Annotated in this window: 14 protein-coding genes; all 14 read right to left on the minus strand. The window is 34.8% G+C overall.

The window, feature by feature from the left end; all coding sequences use genetic code 11:
* Positions 1 to 3 precede the first annotated feature (3 nt).
* The 14 genes from C6H18_RS03605 to C6H18_RS03670 all read right to left on the minus strand — a co-directional run bounded on the left by C6H18_RS03605 (position 4) and on the right by C6H18_RS03670 (position 16,937).
* Positions 4 to 1,242: a molybdopterin molybdotransferase MoeA gene (locus tag C6H18_RS03605; RefSeq protein WP_233704045.1), complete on the minus strand. Its 1,239-nt coding sequence runs from the start codon at positions 1,240 to 1,242 to the stop codon at positions 4 to 6.
* 11 nt (positions 1,243 to 1,253) lie between these two features.
* Entirely contained in the window at positions 1,254 to 2,252 is a 999-nt protein-coding gene (locus C6H18_RS03610) for a nitrogen fixation protein NifS (protein ID WP_104721748.1), read from the minus strand.
* Positions 2,246 to 4,087: a selenocysteine-specific translation elongation factor gene (gene selB, locus C6H18_RS03615; protein ID WP_104721749.1), complete on the minus strand. Its 1,842-nt coding sequence runs from the start codon at positions 4,085 to 4,087 to the stop codon at positions 2,246 to 2,248. Before selB ends, C6H18_RS03610 begins: the two co-directional genes overlap by 7 nt.
* Positions 4,087 to 5,436, minus strand: a complete 1,350-nt coding sequence (gene selA / locus C6H18_RS03620) for an L-seryl-tRNA(Sec) selenium transferase (protein WP_104721750.1) — start codon at positions 5,434 to 5,436, stop codon at positions 4,087 to 4,089. The genes selB and selA overlap by 1 nt, the downstream gene beginning before the upstream one ends.
* A gap of 53 nt (positions 5,437 to 5,489) precedes the next feature.
* The gene (locus C6H18_RS03625) at positions 5,490 to 5,843 is read right to left on the minus strand and encodes a YraN family protein (protein WP_104721783.1); all 354 of its coding nucleotides are present in this window, start codon (positions 5,841 to 5,843) and stop codon (positions 5,490 to 5,492) included.
* A 10-nt stretch (positions 5,844 to 5,853) separates the two neighbouring features.
* Positions 5,854 to 7,134: a homoserine dehydrogenase gene (locus C6H18_RS03630; RefSeq protein ID WP_104721751.1), complete on the minus strand. Its 1,281-nt coding sequence runs from the start codon at positions 7,132 to 7,134 to the stop codon at positions 5,854 to 5,856.
* 10 nt (positions 7,135 to 7,144) lie between these two features.
* Entirely contained in the window at positions 7,145 to 7,606 is a 462-nt protein-coding gene (queF, locus tag C6H18_RS03635) for a preQ(1) synthase (protein ID WP_104721752.1), read from the minus strand.
* Positions 7,607 to 7,647: 41 nt separating this feature from the next.
* The gene (locus C6H18_RS03640; protein WP_104721753.1) at positions 7,648 to 8,517 is read right to left on the minus strand and encodes a beta-1,4-N-acetylgalactosaminyltransferase; all 870 of its coding nucleotides are present in this window, start codon (positions 8,515 to 8,517) and stop codon (positions 7,648 to 7,650) included.
* On the minus strand, positions 8,514 to 8,858 hold the full coding sequence (locus C6H18_RS09700) for a hypothetical protein (RefSeq protein ID WP_104721754.1): 345 nt from the start codon (positions 8,856 to 8,858) through the stop codon (positions 8,514 to 8,516). The genes C6H18_RS03640 and C6H18_RS09700 overlap by 4 nt, the downstream gene beginning before the upstream one ends.
* A 9-nt stretch (positions 8,859 to 8,867) precedes the next feature.
* Positions 8,868 to 10,073, minus strand: coding sequence for a sodium/glutamate symporter (gltS, locus tag C6H18_RS03650; RefSeq protein WP_104721755.1), 1,206 nt, complete (start codon positions 10,071 to 10,073; stop codon positions 8,868 to 8,870).
* A 100-nt stretch (positions 10,074 to 10,173) separates the two neighbouring features.
* Positions 10,174 to 12,432 (minus strand): 5-methyltetrahydropteroyltriglutamate--homocysteine S-methyltransferase, encoded by a 2,259-nt coding sequence (gene metE / locus C6H18_RS03655; protein ID WP_104721756.1) that lies wholly within the window; start codon positions 12,430 to 12,432, stop codon positions 10,174 to 10,176.
* 164 nt (positions 12,433 to 12,596) lie between these two features.
* A complete protein-coding gene (locus C6H18_RS03660; RefSeq protein WP_104721757.1) occupies positions 12,597 to 13,163 on the minus strand; it encodes an anthranilate synthase component II in 567 nt (188 codons plus the stop codon).
* The gene (locus C6H18_RS03665) at positions 13,138 to 14,913 is read right to left on the minus strand and encodes a bifunctional anthranilate synthase component I family protein/class IV aminotransferase (protein WP_104721758.1); all 1,776 of its coding nucleotides are present in this window, start codon (positions 14,911 to 14,913) and stop codon (positions 13,138 to 13,140) included. Before C6H18_RS03665 ends, C6H18_RS03660 begins: the two co-directional genes overlap by 26 nt.
* 29 nt (positions 14,914 to 14,942) lie before the next feature.
* Positions 14,943 to 16,937, minus strand: coding sequence for a methyl-accepting chemotaxis protein (locus C6H18_RS03670; RefSeq protein ID WP_104721759.1), 1,995 nt, complete (start codon positions 16,935 to 16,937; stop codon positions 14,943 to 14,945).
* Positions 16,938 to 16,963: the final 26 nt, after the last annotated feature.

The following is a 16,963-nucleotide window of genomic DNA, read 5'->3' on the forward strand; positions in this document are numbered from 1 at the left end:
CTCCTAAAGATGATTAATAATATCAGATTTTTCTTCACTCCAAAGCATTTGATAAGGCAAAACTTTAATTTCTCTCCCCAATGGAATCTCTGTGCTTTGTTCATCAAAAATGGCTAGAGCATTACTCTTTAGCAGAGGAAGAATTTCTCCAGAGTTATATTTTCCCTTTTGCGTGAGATAAAACCCATTACTTGTGATGTCTCCTAACATTGCATTCATTCTACTTTTGAGTTTAAAGGAATCGCAATTTTTCAAAAGAAGATATTGGGGGTGATATTTACTAGCCCCACTAATTTGACGCAAGAAAGGAAGTATCAAAAGGCGCAACAAAACCGCTGCGGCAAGAGGATTCCCAGGCAATGCAACGATGAATTTCTCCCCTAATCTTGCCACCATAGTGGGTTTTCCAGGCTTAATTTTAATCCCATCAATAAGCATTTGCGCCCCACACTCTTGCAGCACCACACGCATCCAATCTGCCTCTCCCCTACTTGCTCCGCCTGTGGTCAATATCACATCATAAGGCTTTTGTAAGGCTTGGGTTAAAATTTCTTTTTTATCGGGTAATACCCCTCCATAACTCCCACAAAATCCAAAACTTTTTAGGGTTGCAAGAATCATTGTTGTGTTGGAATTATAAGTTTGATAGGAATGAGAGGACTCCCAAGGTTCTTTGAGTTCATTGCCTCCAGAGAGGACATTGATTTTTAGGGATTCAAAAACTTTTGTATAGGCAATACCTTGTGAGGCTAGAAGGGTTAAATGGTATTCATCAAGTGCCTCTCCTCTGCTTAAGAGTTTAGAATCTAAATGCGCTTCTTCGCCCATTTTTCGGATATTTGCCCCCTCTTTTAGAGTTTTTGGCAAAACAATATCCCCCTGCGCGCCAAGTCCTCCCTCAATTTCCTCAAAAGGAATCACACAATTAGCATTTTTTGGCATTTTTGCCCCTGTCATAATCTTTACACACTCGCCACTTCTAATCTCTCTCTCCTCACAATCTCCAGCAAATACACTATGGATTATCCTTACCCTCTTACCCTCATCTTGCACACACGCCGCATAGCCATCCATAGCGGAGTTATCAAAGGCAGGAAGAGGTTTTTTGCAAAGAATATTTTGCGCTAAAAACCTTCCTAAGCATTCTTGAAGTGGCAAAATTTCCTCATTGTTTTGAAAACCCCTACCTGCTTTCACTAAAGTATCCATCGCCTCTTGAATAGACATCATCGCTGTAATCATTCTCATTCCTTTCATAAAGCTTTCACTTGCAAATATTTCTGCGCAAGTTTTTGCGTGAGTTTTTGTATATCTCCTTGGAAGTCTATAAAGCTTATGCTTAATAATTCCCTTGCCCTCTCTTGGGTGTGTCCCATAAGTTGCAAGACAAAGGAGGGGCTTAAGAATCCAAAGAGGCAATCTTGTCCATTGATGAGGCGGATATTATCAAAAATCAAGCTTTGTATGAAAGATCTAGCTTTGATTCCTTTTAAGCCTAATGCTAAGGTATTAGCCACACTAGGGTAGAAGATATAAGAATCATCCCCTAAGAGATTGTGCAGATTCTCAAAAAAGGGTAGCGCATAGTCTTTATGGGATATTTTTTGTGTTTGTATGGCTTGTAGAAAAACCGCATAGAGATTTTCAAGCTCTAAGTAGCCCACGCTTAAGCCATAAAAATCTTTGTCTTTAGATGCCATAATGCCTAAGGGGCGAATAAGCCCTAGATTCTCGCCATTAGCTAGATAAATATTTGCATTTTGGGGTAGGGGTAATTTTAGGGCAAGTGCATAACTAATATCCCAAATGCTAAAATAAGGCTTTAAAATCTCATCAAGATTGGCATTGCTTGTAAGAATGTCTTCGTTTAAATAAGGCACGATGAAACAATCTGCACCCTCTGCTATGGCTTTGTCAATAGGTATTTTTCCATCCTCAAAATTAGGGATTAATGGGATAAAAGTGCCTTTTTTAAAGTGCAAGGAAGCCTCATAGAGCATTTTGTGGGAGCTTAAGATGAGAGCTACTTTGAATTGTTGGCTTAATTGGTCTAGGAGAAAATAAAAAGATTCTAAGCTAAAGCTAAAAGGCTTGAGTGCCTTTGTTTTTAATACCAAATTTAATGCTTCTTTGTCTTGCTGGATTTTTTGCGAGGCATTGGGGGTCAGGGCGAAATAATTAGGAGAATCTACTTGGATAAACTCTTGCATTAAGTTGTGTTTAATAGGTGGATTTTGCAAATAATCTAGCATAATTGATCCTTTTTAAATCTCCTACCCTCTTTGTTGATAATATCCCCAAAGCTATCCAAATAATCTAAATAGGCGATGAGGTATTTTCTGCTTAGGTTTAAGTGATTTTTGAAATTGTTAAACTCTAAATAGCCCTCATCTTGTAGAATTTTTCGCATAAGCGTTAAGATTTGGGATAGGCTTTGGGTGGTGATGAAAAGTTTATGGTTTAAGCGGATAATTTTCTTTTCTTTGGTTAATTGTTTAAGCACCAAATCACCGGTTGCCCTATCCAGATCTAATGATTCGTATAAATTATAAGGAGCAATAGGTTCAAAGCCTTGTGTTTGTAGGGTTTGATAAATGCTTTTATAAAGATAATCTTGGATATTTTCTTGAAAATTTAAGGAGACATAAAAAGATTCGTTTTTATGGAGTAGTTGCTTTTGGTGCATTTTTTCTAACACCACTTTAGCAAAATCTTCTGTAATCCACGATTGTTTTTGGCTCAAAAGAGCAGGAGAGAGGAGGGCATTTGGGTTTTTTTCTAGGATTTTTTGGATCATTTTTTCTAGGATTTTTTGGGTTTGTTGGCAGTAGGCTACGAGATGTTTTTCACTCACAAAGCAATCTTGTATTTGCGAAGCGATTTTTATAGCTTCCTTTTGTGAGATTCCAAAACGTTGCATCGCACTAATTAGCCCAAAGCCCTTTTTGTGCGCTTGGAGCAAAATCTCAAAAGATTCTTTGAAGTCCCCTTTATCTAAAGATTCTAAAAAAGCTAATTTTTGATTCTTATTCATAGGGTCTCCAATAGGGCTTAGAATCCTACCTCCTCCTAATGTTTTGTTTTCGTCTCGCAAAATAAATCGCTCATTAAAAACGCTAAAAATTGGAATCTCACACTTTAAAGTCGCAAATCTTTGATGGCTTTTTAAAAATAAGATTCTAGCTTTGCATTTTAATGCACCAATAAAAACCAAAACTTCGCTATTATGTGCTACATTTTCATAAAGCTCTAAGCAAACTTCCACCCCATTAAAGCCCCTTAAATACCCCTTTTTGGTGAGTAAAAATCCCCTTTTTAGTTCATTATGGGATATTCCTGATAGATTAATAGCCACCCTTTGCCCACTCTTTGCCTCTTGGAGAGAGGTATTATGGCATTGGATATTTTTAATCCCCAAAGGTTTTTGGAGGTTGCAACACCATATTTTTTGCCCCACACTAAGATCCCCATCTAAAAGTGTCCCGCTTACCACACAGCCTGAACCTTTAATCGCAAATGCCCTATCAATATAATAGCGAAAGCAGCCTAAGTCCCTATGGAGTTTTTTGGGTAATAAAAATAAAGCCTCTTTGAGTGTTTGGATACTATGGCTATCACAAATAGAGCTTTCAAAGATTTTGTATTGTAGGCGATAGGGTGAAAATAGCTCTTTTATTGCGAGTTTTAGGGTGGCTATTTCATTTTTATTTGCCAAATCTGTTTTTGTTAAGACGACTAAAAACTCTTTAATGCCTAATAAATGCGTGATTCTTAAATGCTCTAAAGTCTGTGGCTTAATCCCCTCATTACTAGCGATGACAAGCAATACATAATCCACCCCAAAAGCCCCAGCAATCATATTTTTAACTAACTTTTCGTGTCCGGGCACATCAATAAAAGCGATATTCTTATCCCCATTACTAAGGTTAGAAAAGCTTAAATCTAGGGTTATGCCCCTCTTTTTTTCCTCCTCTCTCTCATCTCCCCAAAAGCCATTGAGTGCGGCTATAAGACTTGTCTTTCCGTGGTCTATATGCCCAATCACTCCGATAATTAAGTTTTCTCTTTGATACAATCTCTCTTGCATTATTTTATCTTTAAAAGCGCATTTTTTATCGCTTCAAAATCACTCTCAAAAAGTGCCATAACATCCAAGATTAGACATTCATTCTCTATCCTTGCTACAATCCCCTCTTGCCTTAAAAGCTCCTCTAGGCTTTGGATATTTTTTGTGGTATTTTTTGGCTTTAGTGCCACTCCATAAGAATCCAAAGCCCTATTTGGCATCGCTCCCCCTCCCACATAGCCTTTAGTTGGCAAAATCTTAGGAGAAAAATAGGCAGGAATCTTTGCTAAGAGATTCTTAGCCTTAGTCTCTAAAGCCTCTTTGGTTTGTAGAAGCATTCTAGCAGTGGGGATTTTTTCATACTCTCCTTTTAAATATGCGCAAAAAAGTGCCTCTAGCGCACAAAGTGTAAATTTATCCACCCTTAGCATTCTTAAGAGCTGGTTTTGCTTGAGCTTTGCGATATATTGCTTTTTGCCCAAAATAATCCCCGCTTGCGTCCCACCTAGAAGTTTATCCCCGCTAAAGCTTATTAAAGAGGGCTTTAAAGCTGCAATCTCTTGCAAACTTGGTTCAAAATTTTTGAGAGTTTCTAAGCCTTTTATCTCAAAATACCCACTCCCTAAGTCGTAATAATCCACAACCCCCCTATCTCTAGCGAGTTTTATCAAATCCTCATAAGCCACTTCTTCGTGAAACCCAACAATCTCATAATTAGATTTATGGGCTTTAAAAAGCATAGCGGTATTTTCGTTAATGGCTTCTTGATAATCTTGTAAATAAGTTTTGTTGGTCGTTCCAATTTCTTTTAAAATCGCCCCTGAATCCTCCATTACTCTAGGGATTCTAAAACTCCCTCCAATCTCTATTAACTCTCCCCTTGAGACAAGCACTTCTTTATTTTTGGCAAAGGTGTTAAAGATTAAAAACACCGCTGCGGCATTGTTATTGACGATTAAAATATCCTCAAAATCCACAGAGGTGAGAAATTTTTTTAAATGCGCATACCGCTCACCCCTCTTTCCTGTTTGTTGATTGTATTCTAAATTATTATAGGCTATCAAAGTTGGAAAAATCTCTTGGAGTAATTCTTTAGAAAACACACTCCTGCCTAAATTTGTATGTATAATCACTCCTGTGGCATTAATGAGGGGCTTGAGGGATTTTTGGCTTAAATGCCAATATTCTTTAGAAATCTGCTCTACACAAGATTCAAAGCTTAAAACTTCTCCACCTTTTAAGAGGCTTTCGCGATAATTTTTTAAGAATCTTTGGATAAGAGGTTTTAAGAAGTTTGGATTATATCCGCTTAGAGCCTTAGCATTTAGTAATTTATCGGTTTTTGGGATTTGTTTTAGAATCTCTTTCATTCTTTTCTCTTAAAATAAACTCCTAACAATAACTTAAAATCACTTTATTTTCATTAAAAAAGTGTTAGGTTTTCTAGCCATTGTATTTGGTAATCTTCATTTTCTTGTGCTTTTGACAAAATAAGCGCACTCAAGCAATAAGGCAAAGAAAGTCTCTTTTTTTGCAAATAATAATCCATACTTTTTGTTAAATGCCCTAACTTTTGTTTAGTAATATTAAACACAGGCTCAAACCCTATCCCGCTTTTAACTTCTACAAAATATAAAACCTCTTTATCCTTTGCGATAATGTCAATCTCTCCATAAGGGGTAAAAAAGTTGCGCTCTAGCACCACAAAGCCTCTATTTTGCAAAAACTCACAAGCGATATTTTCAGCTTCCTTGCCCTTTTGTGTGGTATTTTTCATCTTATTTGTTTTAAGGTTTTTCAATCCTAATCATCACAGGCTTTGCCTTGGTAACTTCTAAATCCTCAATCTTTTTTAGGGCGATTTTAATCTTGGATTCTATGCAAATATGGGTCGTTAGAAGCAATATCGAATGATTTTGCACTTTGGAGGGTCTTTGCAAAAAAGTCTCAATAGAAATGTCCTCCTCTCCTAAAATCGTAGCGATTTTTGCCAACACTCCTGATTTATCAAGCACCAAGATTCTTAGATAATACGCACTGCTAATTTGCGCAATGGGTTTTAGCTTCAAATCCTTTTCAAAGGGATTTTTAAACCCTAGCATTGGAGAACTCTTAGTTCGTGCAATCTCAATAATATCTGAAATAACCGCACTTGCTGTTGCATCTCCCCCAGCTCCTGCTCCATAATAAAGCGTCTCCCCTACACTATCGCCCACCACGCTAATAGCATTCATAACCCCATCGACTTTGCCAATCATTGCCTCTTTGGGTAAAAAAGTAGGATGAACGCGCAACTCCACCTCCTCGCCACTTTTTTTAGCGATTCCTAAAAGCTTAAGATGATAGCCAAACTCTTTAGCAAAAGCAATATCTTCTTGTGTGATTTCTGTAATTCCTTGCGTTAAAACATCTTCAGGTTTTGCATTAATCCCATAGGCGATACTTGCTAAGATTAAGAGTTTATGCACGCAATCAAATCCTTCTACATCAAAACTAGGATCGCTTTCTGCATATCCTAATTCTTGTGCTTTTTGAAGCACTTTTTGGTATTCCACTCCCTCATTTTTCATTCTTGTTAGAATGTAATTGCAAGTGCCATTGATGATTCCATAAATGCTTAAAATATGATTAGCCCCCAAACCATCGCGCAAAGCCTTAATGATAGGAATCCCACCCGCAACACTTGCTTCAAACCCTATAGGTAAATTCCCTGCAATTTGTTCTAGCTCATAGCGGTGATAAGCAAGCATTGCCTTATTGGCAGTTACAAGAGGTTTAGAAGCAAACAAGGCTTTTTTGGCAATCTCAAAAGCCACTTCCACCCCCCCGGCTAACTCTACGACAATATCAATCTCTTTATCCTCTAAAACATCCTCCACTCTAGCAGTGATAGGAAAATCAAAATCCCCTCTAGCCTTAGAAATATCTCTAACAACCCCACTTTTAACTATGATATTACAACCAGCCCTTGCGGCGATTAATTCTTGATTGTTTTTGAGTATCTTTGCGACACTGCTACCCACAACTCCTAATCCTATCAAACCTATATTGAGTTGTTTTTTCTCCATTTTTTCTCCATTATTTTGCTAAATTAAAATGTAAAAGCCTAAAATTTGCCATTTCTTCATATTTTGTATTAGGGATTCCATAATTTGCGTAAGGATTGATACTAATGCCTCCCCTTGGAGTAAAATTCCCTAAAACTTCTAAATATTTAGGCTCTAAAAGTTTGATTAAGTCCTCTAAAATTCTATTGACACAATTTTCGTGAAACTCGCCTTCATTGCGAAAACTAAAGAGATAGAGTTTTAAAGATTTTGATTCCACCATTTTAGCTTGGGGAATATAATTAATTCTTATAGTGGCAAAGTCTGGTTGTCCTGTTATGGGGCAGAGGGTAGTAAATTCTGGACAATGAAACTCAACGAAGTAGTCCCTCCCCTGATGCACATTTTCAAAAGTCTCTAATAGATTAAAATCATAGCTGAAAGCATAAGAAGTTTGGTTCCCTAGACTTTTTAATGGAGTTTTTGTTTTCATAGTATCACCTTAAAGTAAAAGGCGATTGTAACAAATTAATGCTAAATTCTCTCCAAATCAAATCGACTATAAAGCGAAAGTATGGTTTCTTTTTCAAGCATTTTGGGATCTATTTCTACGTCTAGTTCATCTTGAAAATATTGTAATGATAAAGTATAAACTCCCTCTGGAATACCTTCTCTTCTCTTTTTTATACCGGGAAAATGATAATGGCAAAACTCAGAGCGATAAACTCTACTATAAGAATCATCTATCTTTGCTTCATAAGATTCATAATCGTCTTGTAAGGCTTCAATTTGAGCTTGTGTGGGCTTATCCCTCAAGATTTGTTCTTGCCATTTTTGCAATTTTGGGGAAAGTATGCGTTCATAATATTTAAAGTCCTGATTATATCTTAAAGTTTGATCCCCTGCTCTATTGTAATAGCCTCTTCCTGATTTACTAATATAAATTTTCCCGCCTTTAATATAAAAATCTATCCTTGAGAGCGTAAGTATATCAGTATTTTTCTTTAACAGATAAAAGCTTTTATAAAGCTTTTTAGCATCATAGATATGATCCATATCAAGTTTGATAAACCATTCTTCCTGAGGGATAAAATTTAGAACATAATTGGAATAGTAATAAATCTTGTTTTCTTCTTTTTTGGGATTCCTAATTTGCACATTATGGGGATATTTCACAGGGATAAAGCTTGGATAGGTTTTACAAAACTCTAAAATAATTTCTTCACTTCCATCATCGCAATCATTGTAACCAATCACTCCTCTTTGTATAGCCGGAAGGATAGAATCCAAGGACGCTCTTAGCGTCCTTGCTTCATTTTTTACCCTTATATACGCCCAAGGATTAAGTGGGGATTTGGGATTGTTGGCATTGCTATCAAAGCTAAAGAAGCCATAATGCCTTATTTTGCCCCCCCCCCCCCATTATTTATTAAAGCATTTAGACTTAGAGTTTTGGAGGATTCTAGGGTGTAGGGTTTAGAAGTTTTTGTTGCACTAGAGATTGTTAGATTTTCTTGTGTTATAGCCAAGTTTTGTTCTCTAGCAAAATTTAATACCAAAAAATCCTCATTGCTGAAACCATTAATGGTTGTCGCTAATGATGAGGGAAGGAAAGAATCCACTTTATCTAAAGTAATAGTATGGAATCTATTTTCTATCCTTTGCCGTATTTTTTGACGATAAGATTTGATGGGGATAAAGGCACAAATAAGTTTAGCAAAATAACGTTTGAAGTATTGCAGCATAATAGCTCCTTAGAAAAATGGTAATTTTAGAGTGATACTAATAATAATAGCATTAATAATATCGATAAAAAATGCTCCAACTAATGGCACGACAATAAATGCCATATGGCTTATTCCATAATGTTGTGTTATGGTTTGCATATTTGCCATAGCTGTAGGAGTAGCACCCAATCCAAACCCACAATGTCCTGCGGCTAAAACTGCCGCATCATAATCTTTACCGCAGAATCTAAAAGTTACAAAAATTGCAAAACTTGCCATAAGTATAACTTGAGCAGTAAGTATTACAAACATAGGAAGGGCTAAAGAAATGAGCTGTGAGAGATTAATCGTCATTAAGGCAAAGGCTAAGAAGAGTGATAGGCTTACATTTCCAATAACAGAAACTTCCCTATCAAAAACTTGATGAATTTTAGTCAAAGATAGAAGATTGCGTAAAATCGCTCCAACAAGCAAACACCATACAAAAGTCGGCAAAGAAAAGTAGTTTTTCAAGTATTCAGATAGTAAAGTTCCCAATAATAGGGCAATTGCAATCAAAGCCAAAGATTGCACGAAAGAAGCCGCTGTGATTAAACGTTCTTTTTCTGGTTTTTCAAATCCATGTGGGGATAATTCTTCATTTATATCAGAAGTAGGTTGTAGATGATATTTTCTAACAAGATAATGGGCAACAGGACCTCCAATAAGCCCTCCTGCAATTAAGCCAAAGGTTGCACAAGCAAGGGCAACTTCTAAAGCCGCATCAAAATTATAAGGATTAGCCTTAAAAATCTCTGCCCAAGTAGCTCCTGTTCCGTGTCCGCCACTCATTGTAATAGAGCCTCCTAAAAGCCCAATGAGCGGATTTACCCCCATAAGCTTTGCGATAAAAAGCCCTACGATATTTTGCAAGAACAGCAACAAACTCACAAAAATTAAGAAAATAAAAAGAATCTTTCCTCCTTTTTTAAGGGAAGCAAAATCTGCACTTAAGCCAATACTTGCATAAAAAGCCAACATTAAAGGATCTTTTAAGGAGTCATTAAAATTAAACTTAATCTCACCATATTGCGATAAACAAAAGATACCAATAGCAATGATAATGCCTCCTACAACAGGATCAGGGATATTATAATCTTGTAAGAATTTACTCTTACTTATCACCCATCGCCCAAGCAGTAAAACACCTACTAAAGCAACCAAAGTAGCATAAAAATTCAAATTTATTACCATAATTGAAACTCCACTCCTTATATTATAAAGGAGCTTATTGTAACATAATTAATATTAGATAAACCAAAACGAATTACTATGCCCTAAAAGCTATAGTAGCTTATGAGTTTCTAATGGCTTTAACCGCTTCTACCATATTTTTTAAGCTAGGTTTTACTTCTTCCCATTTTCTTGTTTTTAACCCACAATCAGGATTAATCCATAATTGCTCTTTTGGCAGCACTTCAAGCAAGGCTTGAATTTGCTTTTGTATTTCCTCTATATTTGGGATTCTAGGGCTATGTATATCATAAACACCTGGTCCCACCTCGTGGGTATAACCTATTTTTTTGAAGACTTTTAGAAGTTCATTTCCACTTCTAGCGGTTTCTATGCTTATCACATCTGCATCAAGGGCTTCTATGGTTTTAATAATATCATTAAAATCACTATAGCACATATGGGTATGAATCTGAGTTTGTGGTGAAGCTATGGCTGTTGAGGTTTTAAAGCAATCTAAAGCCCATTTTTCATACTCTTTAATATTTTCTTCTCTTAGAGGATACCCCTCTTTAAAAGCCGCCTCATCAACTTGGATAATAGAAATTCCTGCTTTTTGTAAATCATTAATCTCATCGGCAATAGCAAGGGAAATTTGCTCACACACTGCTTTTCTTGGAATATCATCTCGCACAAAACTCCAATTAAGAATGGTTACAGGACCTGTTAGCATACCCTTCATTGCCTTTTTTGTTAGGCTTTGGGCAAAGGTAATCCAGTCTATTGTCATAGGATTTTTTCGCTCTACATCACCATAAATAATAGGAGGCTTTACGCAACGACTTCCATAACTTTGCACCCACGCATTAGAACTAAATGCAAATCCCTCTAATTGCTCCCCAAAATATTCCACCATATCATTTCTCTCTGGCTCACCATGCACTAATACATCAATTCCAATACTTTCTTGAAAAGCTACACAATCTTTAATGTAATCCTTAATGCCCTTTTCATAGGTCGCTTTATCAATATTGCCTTTTTTGTAATCCAATCTTAATGCTCTAAGTTCTGGAGTTTGCGGGAATGAACCAATTGTAGTAGTAGGTAAAATAGGGAGATTGAGAAAATTTTTTTGTAATTTTAATCGTTCTTTAAAAGGCATATTTCTTTGTTTGAGAGTATTTTGTTTTACTCTATTGCGAATTTTTTGGTTATTAGTCTTGGTAGAATTTTTCCTAGAGCAATTGATTTTAGCATTTTCCTCCAAAGCTTTTTTAAAGTCTTTTTTTTCACCCCTAAAGGCGAGTTCTAAAGTTTTTAATTCTTCTATCTTTTCTTTTGCAAAACTAAGCCAAGAGAGAATCTCATCTTCAATTTTATCCTCTCCCTCCTTACTAAAAGGCAGATGCAAAAGAGAGCAAGAGCTGCTTAGGACAATGCGTTCCTTTGGGATAAAGGAATTTATAGAATCTAAAAGGGCTAATTTAGATTCTAAATCCGCTATCCAAATATTGCGTCCATCAATCACTCCTGCATAGAGGACTTTATTACTTTTAGCCAAGGCTTTTAGGCTTTGTTTGTTTTTCTCTCCATAAATAAAATCAAGCCCTATGCCATAAATATCTGTTTTTAGTAAAACTTCTGTAAGCTCACAACTATGTTCAAAAAAGGTGCTTACAATTACCTTAATTCCTTTTTTGCTAATTTCGTTATAAATGTATTCAATGGTATCACTATTATATACACATTGTAAATTAGGAGATTTTTCATTAAAACCCTTAGCAAAAATAGGCTCACTAAATTCAATGACTACATTATTAAGTATGGATATTTGCTCAATGAGTTCTAAATAAGCCTTTTTAAGTTTTTTAAAAATTTCCTTTTCTTCTCCATCAATGATTTTGCTTAAAGCAAAGAAAGTAAAAATCCCAATAAGTTGAATTTTTGGTGTATAGCCTAAGCTTAGGGCTTCTTGGTATTGTTGAATAATTTTACTAGCGTCAGCTTTATAAGTATCCTCATTACTTAGTTCTGGAACAACATAGTGATAATTAGTGTTAAACCATTTTGTCATCTCGCAAGCCACGCCATCTTTATACCCTCTTGCCATTGCAAAATAGCCCTCCAAACCGCTTAAACCTTTGAATCTTTTTGGCTTTGCGTCCAAAGCATAAGCTAAATCCAACACATTATCATACAAACTAAAGTCATTCACACATACAAAGTCAAGATCTTTTTGTAATTCCCAATGTTTTGCTCTTAAATCTTGTGCAACCTGTTCTAATTCTTTTTCCTTGCTTTTGCCACCCCAAAAACTTTCTAATGCTTTTTTTAATTCTCTATTTTTCCCAATGCGTGGGAATCCTAAAATATTACTCATTTTTTTCCTTGTTGCTATAGATATAAAATAGCATTATACTATTATTTTATAAATACATATCGTATTTTATTAAAATTAATATGTTTTATTATTTGAAGTTACAAAATGTAAATTTATGAGAGTTTTTAAAAAATAGTCTTTAGTGTTTAAAATTTTGTTAAATTTTAGATTTTTAAGAAATTATGGAGTAATTGTTTGCCTTGGGATTGTAAAATGGATTCTGGGTGGAATTGTATGCCATAGAGTGGAAGATGTTTATGTTGGATTATCATAGGGATTTTGCGATGATTTTTTGTGATAAATCCTAACATTTGGCATTCTCCAAGTTCTGAAACATACAAAGAGTGGTAGAGAGCTACTTGAAAGGGTTTATAAATATTTTTACAAAGTTTATTGGGGATAAATTCACAAAGCATTTTTTGAGCGTGTAGTGGAGTGTCCATTTCTTCTACTTTGCCTCCATAGACTTCTGCAATACATTGCATACCCAAACATACCCCAAGAGTTTTTTTATAGGGGAAGCTTGTAAGAATTTTCAAGGATATTCCTGAATCTTTAGGGGAACCAAAGCCTGGAGAAATAACAAGATGGCTAAAAGATTCCACAAAATTTTTTTCCACAATAGCATCATTTTTGATAACTTTAATCTTTGCACCTAAGGATAAAAAGTAATAATACAGATTGTAAGTAAAAGAATCATAATTATCAATCAGAAGTATTTTTTTGCGCATTGATTGTAACCTCTACAATACCCCTTAAGGCATTGGTGCAAAAGATTTTTTCTGCTTCTAAAAGATCTTTTTTTAACAAAGTCTTTTCATAAATAAGTTTAGAATCTAAAAGGAATTGCCGGATACAACCCCCTAATAAACCGCTTTTTCTAGGAGGAGTGAGAAAGGTATTATTTTTTAAGATTATAATATTACTCCTACTGCCCTCTGTAATTTCTCCTTTTTCATTGGTGTAGATATAATCAAAAATTTTTTGGTTGGGAGTCTTAGTAAAATGTCTCCTTAGGGTGGTTTTGTGATAGAGTAAATCATTATGCGAATAAATGCAGTCTTTAGCAAAGGCAATATTATAAGAGCAAATAGGAGTATAGGGAGTTTGCTCAAAAAGTATTTTTTGATCTAATAAAAGACGCAAAATAGAAGGTTTAGAATCCCTTTGGAGGAACGGTAAAAGTATATCGGGGATACTTTGCCACCCTATCTTGGATAAAAGTGGTTCAAAGGCTTGAAAGTTTTTCATCATATTAAGATTTTTAGAGCATAAAGCCTCATAGGAATCTTCTAAGAATTTAGGGCAATAAAAACCAAAATCTTTTGCGCTTTTTAAAATCCTTTTTAAATGGTAAGAGAGTAAAAAGGCTTGATTGCCACGTACAAGAATAGTTTCTAAAAGCTTAAAATTATGAGGAAAGAGAAATTGAGATTTTAATTGCAATTCTTTAAATTCCTCTTCCCATTTAGAATCCCACACGATTCCGCTGCCTACACCATAGCGATAAAAGTCTTCATCTTGGTATTTCATCAGTGTGCGTATAGGGACATTAAAACAAGCCTTATTTTTTGTAATAACCCCTATTGCACCACAATACACTCCCCTATCCCTAAGTTCTAGGTTTTGGATAATATCCATAGTAGATTTTTTAGGTGCTCCTGTGATAGAGCCACAAGGAAATAAAGCACTAAAGATTTTATAAAGGGGTTGATTAGGGATTTTTGCTTGGAGTTTTGAAACCATTTGGTGGAGTGTGGGATAAGTTTTAATAGTAAGGAGGGATTTGATTTTTAGGGTGTGGAGTTTAGCAATTTGGCTAATATCATTGCGCAATAAATCCACAATCATTATGTTTTCTGAAATATTTTTAGAATCTTGTTTTAAGCTTTTTTTATTTTTCTTATCCTCTTGTTTGTTTTTACCTCGTTTAATCGTTCCTTTCATCGGTTCTAAAGTGATTTTGTCTTTTTTAAGTTGGAAAAAAAGCTCTGGGGAGAGTGAAATAATTTCAACAAAAGGGGTTTTAAAATAGGCTTTATAATCTGTATTTTGCGTGTGGAGTAAAGCTTTAAAAATCTCTAATCCCTCACAATGGCTTTGTAAATGTAGTTCTTGTGTGAGATTAACTTGGTAGGTATTCCCAAGTTTTAGATTTTGCTTTACCTTTTGAAAAGTATGCTTATAAAATTCCTCATTAAGTCCTTGCTTAATGGTAGGATAAAACAAAGCTTTGGTTTTTAAAGATGAATTAGAGAGTAAAGAACGTTTTTTAAAAAGGATAAATTCTAATAAAGGTTTTTTGTATTCTTTTTGTTCCTTGGAGGAAAATAATCCTGCCTCATAGCTAACATACCCAACCAAATATCCATATTTGGAATATTTTTGGATTTTTTTAAAGCAAAGGGGTAGATCTTTTTTCTTAAAAGTAAAAATGTGTTTAAGGGGTTTAGAATAAACATAATCTCCAAAAATTGTCATTTAATAGCCTTAAAAAAGCGGTTGTCTTCTTAGAGCTTAAATTCATTAATTTTAGATTCAATCTTTTGTGATTGCGTTGAGAGTTCCTTAGAAATATTAGAGATTTTATCCATTTCTTGCGAAATATTTTGTAGATGTTCATTAAGCTTTTTATTGTTGTCTAAAAGTGAGTTTGCTTCACTATTGAGCTGTTGCGAACTTGTAATGGTTTCATTAGCAAGAGAGCTTACCTCTTCTATGGCTTCATTAACCTTATTGATATTTTCTTGAATTTGGTGAGAGCTATTCACAAAAGAGAAGAATTTTTTGGAGTTTTGTGAAATCTGTGTGCTAACATTATTGATAGATTGTGTGATAATCGTAATGGTGGTATCAATCTCATTTAAAGATTTTCCTGTTCTCTCTGCTAACTTTCTAACTTCATCAGCAACAACCGCAAATCCTCTTCCGTGTTCTCCTGCTCTTGCTGCTTCAATAGCAGCATTGAGTGCTAATAAGTTTGTTTGGTCTGCAATATCAGTGATAGTTGCTAGTATATTTTTGATATTTTGCGCATCTTGGGTAAGTGTTGTGATATTATCGACCAATGTCTCTTGATTTTGTGCGTCTTGTTCAATGTTTTCTGAAAAATTTACAATAGAATTCTTGGTTTCATCTAATTGGGATTTTGCTCCTATAATATCTGTCATTGTATGGGTTGTTTTTTGGATATTTATTTCTAGGGATTCCCCAACCTCTTTTCCGATTTCATTAGAATAGTTAGAAAGCCTAAAGCTCTCTTTTGTGTAACCTAAGACATCTTTTGCGCCTTTGAGTAAATCTTGGGAAATCTGGAGGTTATGCTTACTTTGTAAGTTTAGCTCTATGAAAATTTGTTTAATAGTTTGTAAAAAATTCTGAATTGCTTGATACATAATCCCAATTTCATCAGAGCTTTTTTTGAAAGCAAGGGTTTGGCTAATGTTTTTAGTTTTGTTGATATAAACAAGGAATTCTAAAATTTTTTTAATACGCGAGGTGATGTTATAAACGATAAGATAGCTTATTCCTAAGGTTAAAATAATAACCGACACCAAGACAACACTTAATCCTACAAAATTAAAGAAATTCTTAGATTTATTTTGTGAAACGGTTGAGATGAGATTATTAGAAAGCCTATCTTCAATAGTTCTTAAAATATTAATTTTTGATGTAATGGTGTCAAACCAATAAGCCTGTGAGATTCCAAAATTGCCTGTTTCTGCTTTTGCAATAGCGATTTTGCGCATTCTTTCTACTTCTTGGAAGCTTGGGTCTTTGATGGCTTGTTGGTAAAATTCTAATCCTTCCTCCGTGCTATAATGGATAAAGTTTTCTAAATAGATATTTTGCGCTGTTATTAAGGAGATAAAGCGTTGGTATAATCCTTCTGCAAACTTATTAGCCCCTAAAACATTAGATAAAACAGCCCTTTCTTGTCCAGAATTTTCTTTTGCATTAACAAGCTCAATAAAAGCAATCAAAGAGCGAACAACTACATAATCTCTGCTAATGTTTGCTATCTCTGTGATATTTTCTATAAGGCTTGAAATCGTTTGTGTATAATAGCCTAAAACCTCTCCAATTTTGATACTAGAAGAATCAACCCCACCCCGAATACTTTGTAGGTATTCTAGTTGTTTTAAGGAGTTATTTAAAGATTCTTGGAGAATCCTTGGATAATCCGCAAAATTAAAGGACTGCAAAAAGTCTTTTAGGTTTTTTATTTCTTTATCTGTTAATAATCTTTGCTCAAATAAGAGTTTTTGGAATTTTTCATTTTTTGCCCCTAAGTAACCTGCAGAAGCCCCTCTTTCTTTTTGTAATTCGTGGATAGTTGCACTAATGTTGGCAGAAAATAAAATGCCCTTTTCTAAAAGTTCGATTCTACGATATTCTTTATAGCTATTTTGGATAAGCAAAACAGAGATACAAGTAAAAATAACTAGAGGAACACATAAGAGTAATAGCATTTTTGTGCGGATTTTAAGATTAGAAAATATCATAGTTCATCTTTATTTTAGTATCGAGT

Source organism: Helicobacter mesocricetorum, from assembly GCF_900198605.1.
GTDB lineage: Bacteria > Campylobacterota > Campylobacteria > Campylobacterales > Helicobacteraceae > Helicobacter_D > Helicobacter_D mesocricetorum.

Coding starts and splice junctions, on each gene's coding strand:
- C6H18_RS03625 (WP_104721783.1), bottom strand. CDS start 5,843: ATGAAAAATACCACACAAAAGGGCAAGGAAGCTGAAAATATCGCTTGT.
- selA (WP_104721750.1), bottom strand. CDS start 5,436: ATGAAAGAGATTCTAAAACAAATCCCAAAAACCGATAAATTACTAAAT.
- C6H18_RS03605 (WP_233704045.1), bottom strand. CDS start 1,242: ATGATTACAGCGATGATGTCTATTCAAGAGGCGATGGATACTTTAGTG.
- C6H18_RS03630 (WP_104721751.1), bottom strand. CDS start 7,134: ATGGAGAAAAAACAACTCAATATAGGTTTGATAGGATTAGGAGTTGTG.
- C6H18_RS09700 (WP_104721754.1), bottom strand. CDS start 8,858: ATGCTGCAATACTTCAAACGTTATTTTGCTAAACTTATTTGTGCCTTT.
- C6H18_RS03665 (WP_104721758.1), bottom strand. CDS start 14,913: ATGACAATTTTTGGAGATTATGTTTATTCTAAACCCCTTAAACACATT.
- C6H18_RS03670 (WP_104721759.1), bottom strand. CDS start 16,937: ATGATATTTTCTAATCTTAAAATCCGCACAAAAATGCTATTACTCTTA.
- selB (WP_104721749.1), bottom strand. CDS start 4,087: ATGCAAGAGAGATTGTATCAAAGAGAAAACTTAATTATCGGAGTGATT.
- C6H18_RS03610 (WP_104721748.1), bottom strand. CDS start 2,252: ATGCTAGATTATTTGCAAAATCCACCTATTAAACACAACTTAATGCAA.
- metE (WP_104721756.1), bottom strand. CDS start 12,432: ATGAGTAATATTTTAGGATTCCCACGCATTGGGAAAAATAGAGAATTA.
- C6H18_RS03660 (WP_104721757.1), bottom strand. CDS start 13,163: ATGCGCAAAAAAATACTTCTGATTGATAATTATGATTCTTTTACTTAC.
- gltS (WP_104721755.1), bottom strand. CDS start 10,073: ATGGTAATAAATTTGAATTTTTATGCTACTTTGGTTGCTTTAGTAGGT.
- queF (WP_104721752.1), bottom strand. CDS start 7,606: ATGAAAACAAAAACTCCATTAAAAAGTCTAGGGAACCAAACTTCTTAT.